Annotated in this window: 6 protein-coding genes; 2 read left to right on the forward strand and 4 right to left on the reverse strand. The window is 72.9% G+C overall.

Going from position 1 to position 7,631, the window contains the following annotated elements; translation table 11 throughout:
• Positions 1-145: 145 nt before the first annotated feature.
• Together ACFQ80_RS10290 and ACFQ80_RS10295 are read right to left on the reverse strand one after the other, a co-directional pair.
• Positions 146-2,848, reverse strand: coding sequence for a hypothetical protein (locus tag ACFQ80_RS10290; protein ID WP_430563585.1), 2,703 nt, complete (start codon positions 2,846-2,848; stop codon positions 146-148).
• A 211-nt stretch (positions 2,849-3,059) separates the two neighbouring features.
• A complete protein-coding gene (locus tag ACFQ80_RS10295) occupies positions 3,060-3,917 on the reverse strand; it encodes a DUF3800 domain-containing protein (RefSeq protein WP_430563586.1) in 858 nt (285 codons plus the stop codon).
• Between the two features lie 216 nt (positions 3,918-4,133).
• Between ACFQ80_RS10295 and ACFQ80_RS10300 the strand changes: the two genes are divergently transcribed.
• Positions 4,134-4,703, forward strand: coding sequence for a small multidrug efflux protein (locus ACFQ80_RS10300; RefSeq protein ID WP_430563587.1), 570 nt, complete (start codon positions 4,134-4,136; stop codon positions 4,701-4,703).
• A 7-nt stretch (positions 4,704-4,710) separates the two neighbouring features.
• Here the strand turns inward: ACFQ80_RS10300 and ACFQ80_RS10305 are convergent, their stop codons facing one another.
• Positions 4,711-5,286, reverse strand: coding sequence for a dihydrofolate reductase family protein (locus ACFQ80_RS10305; protein WP_430563588.1), 576 nt, complete (start codon positions 5,284-5,286; stop codon positions 4,711-4,713).
• Positions 5,287-5,389: 103 nt separating this feature from the next.
• Entirely contained in the window at positions 5,390-6,217 is an 828-nt protein-coding gene (locus ACFQ80_RS10310) for an NAD(P)H-dependent oxidoreductase (RefSeq protein WP_430563589.1), read from the reverse strand.
• 153 nt (positions 6,218-6,370) lie between these two features.
• Here ACFQ80_RS10310 and ACFQ80_RS10315 point away from each other — a divergent pair, with 153 nt between their 5' ends.
• On the forward strand, positions 6,371-7,342 hold the full coding sequence (locus ACFQ80_RS10315; RefSeq protein WP_430563590.1) for a cupin domain-containing protein: 972 nt from the start codon (positions 6,371-6,373) through the stop codon (positions 7,340-7,342).
• Positions 7,343-7,631: the final 289 nt, after the last annotated feature.

The raw sequence follows: 7,631 nt of genomic DNA on the forward strand, positions 1-7,631 counted from the left end.
GCCACGGGACCGCCACGGGTGTGCGCAGAGCGGACGCCCACGGCCCGGTCATGGGACCGGCCGGCCCGTCGGAGGGGTCGACGGGCCGGCCGGGGTCGGGGTGACGGTGCGCCCGCGAGGGGCGCTCCGTCGAGAGCGGGTCGGCTCAGCCGAAGGTCACCTCCAGCGTGCCGTCCGCGGCGAAGGACCAGTCGAGGTCGCCCGCGTAGGCGCCGCAGGCGGCGCTGTTGGAGCCGGACCAGAACTCGTTGGTGCCGTCGTCGCTCCCGACGATCCGGTCGTTGGAGCCGCTGTCGCACGACACGTTGCCGCTGAACCGGTGGCTGCCCTCGTCGAAGTTGAAGTTGCGCTCCTCGTTGCCGATGCTCACGTTGTCGGCGACCGTGATCGAGCCCGGGTTGCTGTTGTACGTGAACCCGTGCTTGCCGTTCTCGTAGGCGATGCTGCCCGTCACCACGTGGTCGACGGGGATGTCCTCGCCGCCCAGCTTGTAGCCGTTGCGGTCGCCGCTGCCGGCCTGCGAGCCGTCCGACAGCGTGCCGTTGTCGTAGGAGAGCGAGTCCTCGATGGTCACCACGCCGATGGGGCCCGTGTCCGACTTGGCGTACAGGTCCCAGCCGTCGTCGATGTTGTTGTGGGACACGCAGTCGCGGAACACGTTGCCCTCGCCGACCGTCAGCTTGGCCGCGAAGCCGTCCGCGTCCTCGCCGTCGGAGTCCACGTTGTCGTAGGACTCGGAGGAGAGCACCAGGTTGTTCGCCGGCCACTCCGCCTTCGGCGCGCCCGCGACCAGGCGGGCGATCTGCAGACCCGTGTCGGCGTTCCCGCGGGTGACGACGCGCTCGATCACGTTGTCGTCGCCGCCGAGCAGGATGCCGTTGTCGCCGGAGTTCTGGACCGTGATCCCGTACACGTGCCAGAAGTTGCCGCCGATGGCGAGGCCCCGGTTGGCGGAGTCCTCGGCCTGCGCGGAGAAGTCGAGCACCGGCGTCTCGCCCGGGTACGCCGACAGGAGCGTCCGCTCCGACGACGTGCCGTCGTTGCCCGGCTCGATCGTGAGCGTGTCGGCCAGGTCGTACTGGCCGCCGCGCAGGTAGATCGCCCCGCCCGGCTCCACGGCGGCGATCGCCGCGGCGACCGTCGTCGGGTCGGCCTCCGTGCCCGCCGCGCCGGCCGAGCCGTCGGGCGCCGCGTAGATGACCTCGCCGCTCGGGGTCGGCGGGTCGGTCGGCTCCGGGTCGGTCGGGTCCGTCGGGTCGGTGGGGTCGGTCGGGTCCGTCGAGCCCTGGCCGGCGTACGTCTCCAGCTCGGCCACCTTCGGCGTGCCGGAGGCGCTGGTGATCTCGAGGTCGAGCTTGCTCAGCGTGGTCGTGGGCAGGTTGACGACGCCCGCGCGGCTGCCGGTCGCGAGCACGGCGCCGGTGTCGTGGTTGACGATGCGGAACGCGGTGATCGTGCCCGCGGAGCCGGCCGCCTCCACGACCTTGGCCTGCGACACGGTCTGCGGGGTCGACCACTTGACGGACACGCGACCCGTGGTGCTCGACGGCGACCAGAACGTGCTCAGGTTGCCGTCGGTCACGTTGCCGAAGCTGCTGCCCGACGCCTTGGACGAGCCGTCCGCGCCGGCGCCGAGGCTGAGGTTGGCCCCGCTCGGCTCGTCCGTCGGGGGGTCGGTCGGCTCGCCGGTCGGCGGGTCCGTGGGCTCGCCGGTCGGCGGGTCGGTCGGCTCCGGCGTCGTCGCCTCGCACGAGCCGTCGGACACCCTGAGGCCCTTGTTCGCCCCGGCGGTCGCGGCGACGACGTCCGGCACGCAACCGGCGTCGTCGAGCGAGTAGTCGTAGGGGATGCTGACCGTCGTCGTCGACGTCGGGTTCGGGCCGGCGGGGTTGTTGTCCTCGCCCGGCTCCGACCAGGTGACGTTGTCGAACGTGTTCCCGGCGACCTGCCAGTAGCCGGGCAGGTCGGTGTAGAACGTGCCGAGCACGTCCTTCGAGTCCTGGAAGTAGTTGCTGTCGACCTTCGCCTTGCCGCCGGCGCGCGCGTTGATGCCGGACTCGTGGATGTCGACGTAGTGGTTGTTGTAGATGTGGGCCGTCGCCCCGCGCAGCAGGGGGAGGCGCGAGTCGATGTTCTCGTAGAGGTTGTGGTGGTAGGTGACCGGCCCGTTGCCCAGGTCGCTGTCGCCCGAGCCGACGAGGCCGCCGCGGCCGGAGCCGCGAAGGATGCTGTAGGAGAGCGTCACGTACTTCGTGTCGCCCTTCATGTCGAAGAGGCCGTCGTAGCCCTCGGACTCGCCGCCCGAGGCCTCGAGCGTCACGTGGTCCGCCCACACGTTCGAGACGCCGGACTCCATGCCGATCGCGTCGCCGCCGTTGGACGTCGGGGAGCCCGACTTCTTGACGTTCTTGACCGTGACGTTCTGGATGATGATGTTGCTGGCCTCGCGGATGTGGATGCCCACCTGGTCGAACGTCGCGCCGCTGCCCACCCCGACGAGCGTGACGTTGCTGATCTGCTTCAGCTCGATCACACCGTCCGCGGTGTTGCAGCTGTCTCCCGAGACCTTGCTCGTGTTGCCGTGGTTGATCGTGCCCTCGACCTGGATCGTGATCGGGGTGTCCTCGGACGCGCGGCCGCACAGGGCCTCGTGGATCTGGGTGCCGGTCGTCGCCCTCACGACGGAGCCGCCGGAGCCGCCCGTCGTGCCGCCGTTCTGGGTGGCGAACCCGGTCACGCCACCCTCCGCGGCCTGGGCGCCGAGCGTCATCGCGGTGACCCCGATCGCGGCCACCAGTGACGTCGTCACCCCCGCCGCGAGAAGTCGTCGTTTCGCGTGCCGTCTCATCGTTGCTGCCTCACCTTCGTCGTCGAACGCGGGACCTGCAGCCGGTGCCGGGGCCGCTCCGCTCGGCGGAACGACCGCTGTCCGAACCCACATTGGTTACGAACAGATCACAGCAACCGGTTTCTTGACCGTAGGGGACCGGTTTCCCGGAGCGCAACCCCCAATTTCACCCGGTCCGCGGATCGACGTGTGTTGACGGGACCGCCGGACGTCAGGCGGCGGGCTCCGCGGAGCTCCGCGCCCACCCGGCCAGGAGGTCGGCCACCTGCACGCGCGGATCGCGGCGGGAGTCCACCTGCCGCACCCCGAGGAGCGGCGGCGGTGCGGGCGAGACCGCCGCGGCGAGGGTCGCGGCCAGGACGGCGGTGCGCTGCCGCGTCAGCGCGCTCTGCTCGTCGTGCACGACGACGACCGAGCGGCGGCCGTCGCTCCACCGCAGCACCGTCTCGGCCAGCGCCGGCACCAGCGGCTCGAGCGGGGGCGGGACGGCGGGGTCGCCGTCGAGCAGCCGGTCCAGGACCGCCACGACGTCGCGCCGGGCCACGCCGGCCAGCTCCGGCACCCCGTCGGCCACCACGCCCGGGACCAGGGCGAGGAACCGGTCGACGGCGGCGCGGTCCGGCCGGCGCCGGTGCTTGAGGTGGGTCATCGCGACGAACGCGGCGAGGACGTCGGCCCGCTCCCGCAGGACGGCGACCGCGCGGACGCGGTCGTGACCGAGGCGCGTCCCGTCGACGTACGACGGCTCGCCCGTGAGCAGGTCGAGCACCCGCCCCGCGACGTGGTCGCGCTTGTCGACGACGTGCACCGTCGAGCGTCCCGCGAGCTCCGCCAGGAACCACGCCACCGCCTCCGGCTGCCCGGGCCGCAGCAGCAGGTGGGCCTTGTGCTCCGTCGTCCGGCGATGGTTGAACCGCGACCGCAGCGTGCCGAGCACGGCCGCCGCCTCGTCGCGGGTGAGGTCCACCCCCGCGTGCGCGATCACCGGCGACGCCGGGTCCAGCAGGTTCGTCCCGGTGAAGCCCGACTCGTCGCACGCGATCTCCACGATGGCGACCGGCCCGGACATGACGTCATCGTGGCGCGGCCGCTCGCCCACCACCACCGCATTCCGGGGACGGACCTGCCGTCTCCCCGTCCCTGCCGGCCGACCCCATGACAGATGTCACGGCCGAGGCGTGCGATCGGCACGGGAACCGGTGACTCCGGGCACTACCGAGCCTTCTCGCTCGCGGGTGGACTGGGTGCATCGTCCGACACGCCCCCGACACCCCCGGAGCACCTCGTGAATCTCGTCGACACCTTCCAGGACCTGGTCGCCCAGGTACCCGACCTGGTCCAGCCTCTGATCGTCGCGGTCGCGGCCATGGTCCCCTTCATCGAGGGGGAGGGCGGCGCGACCATCGGCATCATCGGCGGGATCCATCCCGCGGTCGCGGCCGTCGCCGCGATGCTCGGCAACTTCCTCGCCGTCACCGCCGTCGTGCTCGCCAGCGCCGGCGCCCGTGACGCGGTCGTGAACCGCCGCCGGGCGAAGGCCCGGCAGAGCAGCCCCGTCCCGGTGGGCTCCGGTCCCGCGCCGGGCGGCCAGGGCGCGCTCGCACCGGCGGAGGACCGCCGCGACGCGCGCCGCGCGAAGTTCCAGCGCGCCTACGAGCGCTACGGCGTCCCCGGCGTCAGCCTGCTCGGCCCGCTGCTGCTGCCCACCCACTTCACGGCCTCGATGCTGGTGGCGTCCGGCGTCGGCAAGGCGCGCGTGCTCGTCTGGCAGGCGGTGGCGATCGTCGGCTGGACCACGGTCACCGCCTTCGTCGCCAGCCGGCTGCTGAACCTCGTCTCCGGAACGGCTTCCTGAGACGCCGTCAGCGCACGACGTCGTAGACGAGCTTGACCACGCCGTTCGCGTACGCGGCCGACTCCCGCAACGACAGGGCGCGGCGGTCCGCACCCTTCGTGCCGAAGATCGTCTTCCCCCCGGGGAGCAGGTACGGGAACACCAGCAGGTTGTAGCGGTCGACGAGGCCGGCCTCGCCCAGCCGCAGCGCGAGCTCCGCGCTGCCGTGGATGAAGATCGGGCCGCCGTCGGTCTGCTTGAGGGCGGCGACGTCCTGCGTGCCGCGCAGGATCGTCGTCGGACCCCAGCCGTCGACGAGGGCGTCGTCGTCGAGCGTCGACGACACGACGAACTTCGGGAGGTCCCGGTACGCCGCGTGGTCGTCGGAACCGGGCCAGACCGCCGAGAACGCCTCGTAGCTGCGACGACCGAACATCAGGGCCGTCGTCTCCTCGAGCTCCTCGCCCTTGAGCGCGTACGCCTCGGGGAGGAACTCGGTGTCGACCACCCACCCGCCCCCGGGGTGGCCCTCGGCCGTCCCGCCCGGAGAGTCGACCGAGCCGTCGAGGGTGATGAATCCGGTGTAGACGAGCTCTCGTGCCATGGTCCCGCTCCTGTCGTGTGGCCTTCACTGCTGTCACTCCGAGGTCGAACGGCCGCGGCCCGGATCGACATCGTCGCGCGAACCGCCTGCGACCGGTGCGGCGTCAGGCAGGCAGCCCGAGGCTCCCCGGCGCCTCGGCACGGTGGATGCCGAGGTCGGTGCGGCCGGGCAGCAGGTCCGGGTGCAGCGCCCGGAGGTCCGACGGGTAGTCGCCGTCGCGCAGGCGGCGGAACGGCCGGCCGCGCTCGGTGCCGATCCCCGCGAGCCGGGCACGCAGCCGCTGCGCCTCGCGCTCCGCCGCTGCGGCGTCCAGGGAGTCGGCGTCGTGCACGACGTGCAGGTCGAGGGTCTCGATCCCGACGTACCAGAGCGCGCCGTGGGTGAGCGGGAAGAGCAGGGAGTCGAGGTCGCCGCTGACACCCCGGGGTCCCAGCGTGCGCTCGTCCTCGCCGACGGTCACCACGATGAGCGCCTTGCGCCGCGTGAGCCCGCCGTCGCCGTACCGTCGCGGCAGCCCGAGCACCGGGTCGAGGCCGTTGTCGTAGGCGAAGCCCTCCGTGAAGGTGCGGTCCAGCCAACCCTTGAGGATCGCCGGCGGCCCGTACCACCACAGCGGGAACTGGAGCACGAGCAGCTCCGCGCGAGCGACCTTCTCGTGCTCCGCCCGCACGTCCGGGGCGGTCTGGCCGCGGGCGTAGGCCTCCCCGGCCAGCGTGGCCAGGTTGCCGGGCCGGTCCGCGAGCTCGCCCAGATCCCGCGCACCGAGCACGGGGTCGAAGCCCAGCTCGTAGAGGTCCGACGTCGCGACGTCGTGGTCCCGGGACAACGCCTCGACGCCGGCGCGGTACAGGTGGCCGTTGAGGGAGCTGCGGCGCGGGTGCGCGAGGACCCACAGCGCGGAGCCGGGGGTGGGCGTCTGGTCGACGGACATCGTGACCTCCAGAGGTGGGAGCGGATCGGAGCCTCGCCCGGTGCGTCGTGCGGGGCCGGGCTCCTCGGGTACGAGTCGAGTCCACCCCTCGCCCGTGAGACGGAGAATGGTTGGAACGCTGAACCAGATACGTCGTCGTCTAACCTCGTGAGGGTGGACACCCTGACGGAAGTGCTCGACAACCTCCGCGCCTCGGGCTCCCTCATCGGGCAGGACGTGCTCACCGCGCCGTGGTCGGTCTGCGTCGAGGCGGGCCCCACGATCACGCTCGTGGCGATGCTCCGGGGTGACGGGTGGGTCCTGCACGACGACGCCGACCCGGTCCACCTGGGCACCCGGGACCTCGCGGTGCTCACCGGGCAGGGCAGTGCCCTCCTGGCCAGCGACCGCGAGGGCGGCGGTCACCCCATCTGCGCCCTGACCGCGGAGGGCGTCCGCGACGACGCGTCCGGGCAGCTCCTCGAGCAGGAACGTCTCGGCCACGGTGAGGCGGGCGGCACGTCGCCCCTGGTGGCCGAGCACGCGCTGCTGGCCGGGTCGTTCCGCACCTCGGGCCGCATCGCCGAGCGCCTGGTCGGTGCGCTGCCGCCCGTGCTCGTGGTGCCCCGCGCGCAGCAGAGGGCCCGCACGCTGGACCTGCTCGAGAGCGAGCTCGATCGGCAGGAGCCCGGCCAGCAGGCCGTGCTCGACCGGCTCCTGGACATCCTGCTGATCGGGGCCCTGCGGGACTGGTTCGCCCTGCCCCAGGCCGCCGCCCCCGCCTGGTACGGGGCCGCGGGAGACCCGGTGGTCGGCCCGGCGCTCAGGGCTCTGCACGCCGACCCGTCGCGCGCGTGGACCGTCGAGGCGCTGGCGCGCCGGGCCCGCGTCTCGCGGGCGACCTTCGCCCGCCGCTTCACCGAGGCGATGGGGGAGCCGCCCATCTCCTACCTCGCGGGCTGGAGGCTGTGCCTGGCGGCGGACCTCCTGCAGGAGCGCGACGACACCCTCGAGTCCATCGCCCGTCAGGTCGGCTACTCCAACGCCTACGCCCTCAGCGCCGCATTCACCCGGGAGTACGGCGTGCGCCCGAGCCGGTACCGCTCCCAGGCCCGGCACGGCACCGAGCAGCCCGTGGCGTCGTGAGCCGGCCGGGCCGCACCGTCCGGAACGCAGCGAGGCCCGTCCATGGTGGCCTCCGGGCACACCCTGCTGCGGCCCGCGGGCACACCGGCCTCTCCGCGACGGTTTCCTGGCTGGGGCGGACGCCCCTCTTCAGTGGCGAGGGTCAGCCAGGGCCTGTTCGGAACTACTGCTCAGGGGCGTTGCTGGAGCCAGGCGATGGGGGCGGCCGCGATCTGGGCGACGTCGCGCGGAGGGGCCGGTCTCGGTGCGAGAAGGGCCTCCGGCCCGGGGACGTGGAAAGGGACGTCCC

The organism is Isoptericola sp. NPDC056578, from assembly GCF_042793275.1.
In the GTDB taxonomy this organism is placed as follows: domain Bacteria; phylum Actinomycetota; class Actinomycetes; order Actinomycetales; family Cellulomonadaceae; genus Isoptericola.

What these genes read in the sequence shown, in the direction of transcription:
- ACFQ80_RS10290 (WP_430563585.1), bottom strand. Translation starts at nt 2,848, where the DNA reads ATGAGACGGCACGCGAAACGACGACTTCTCGCGGCGGGGGTGACGACG.
- ACFQ80_RS10310 (WP_430563589.1), bottom strand. Translation starts at nt 6,217, where the DNA reads ATGTCCGTCGACCAGACGCCCACCCCCGGCTCCGCGCTGTGGGTCCTC.
- ACFQ80_RS10295 (WP_430563586.1), bottom strand. Translation starts at nt 3,917, where the DNA reads ATGTCCGGGCCGGTCGCCATCGTGGAGATCGCGTGCGACGAGTCGGGC.
- ACFQ80_RS10305 (WP_430563588.1), bottom strand. Translation starts at nt 5,286, where the DNA reads ATGGCACGAGAGCTCGTCTACACCGGATTCATCACCCTCGACGGCTCG.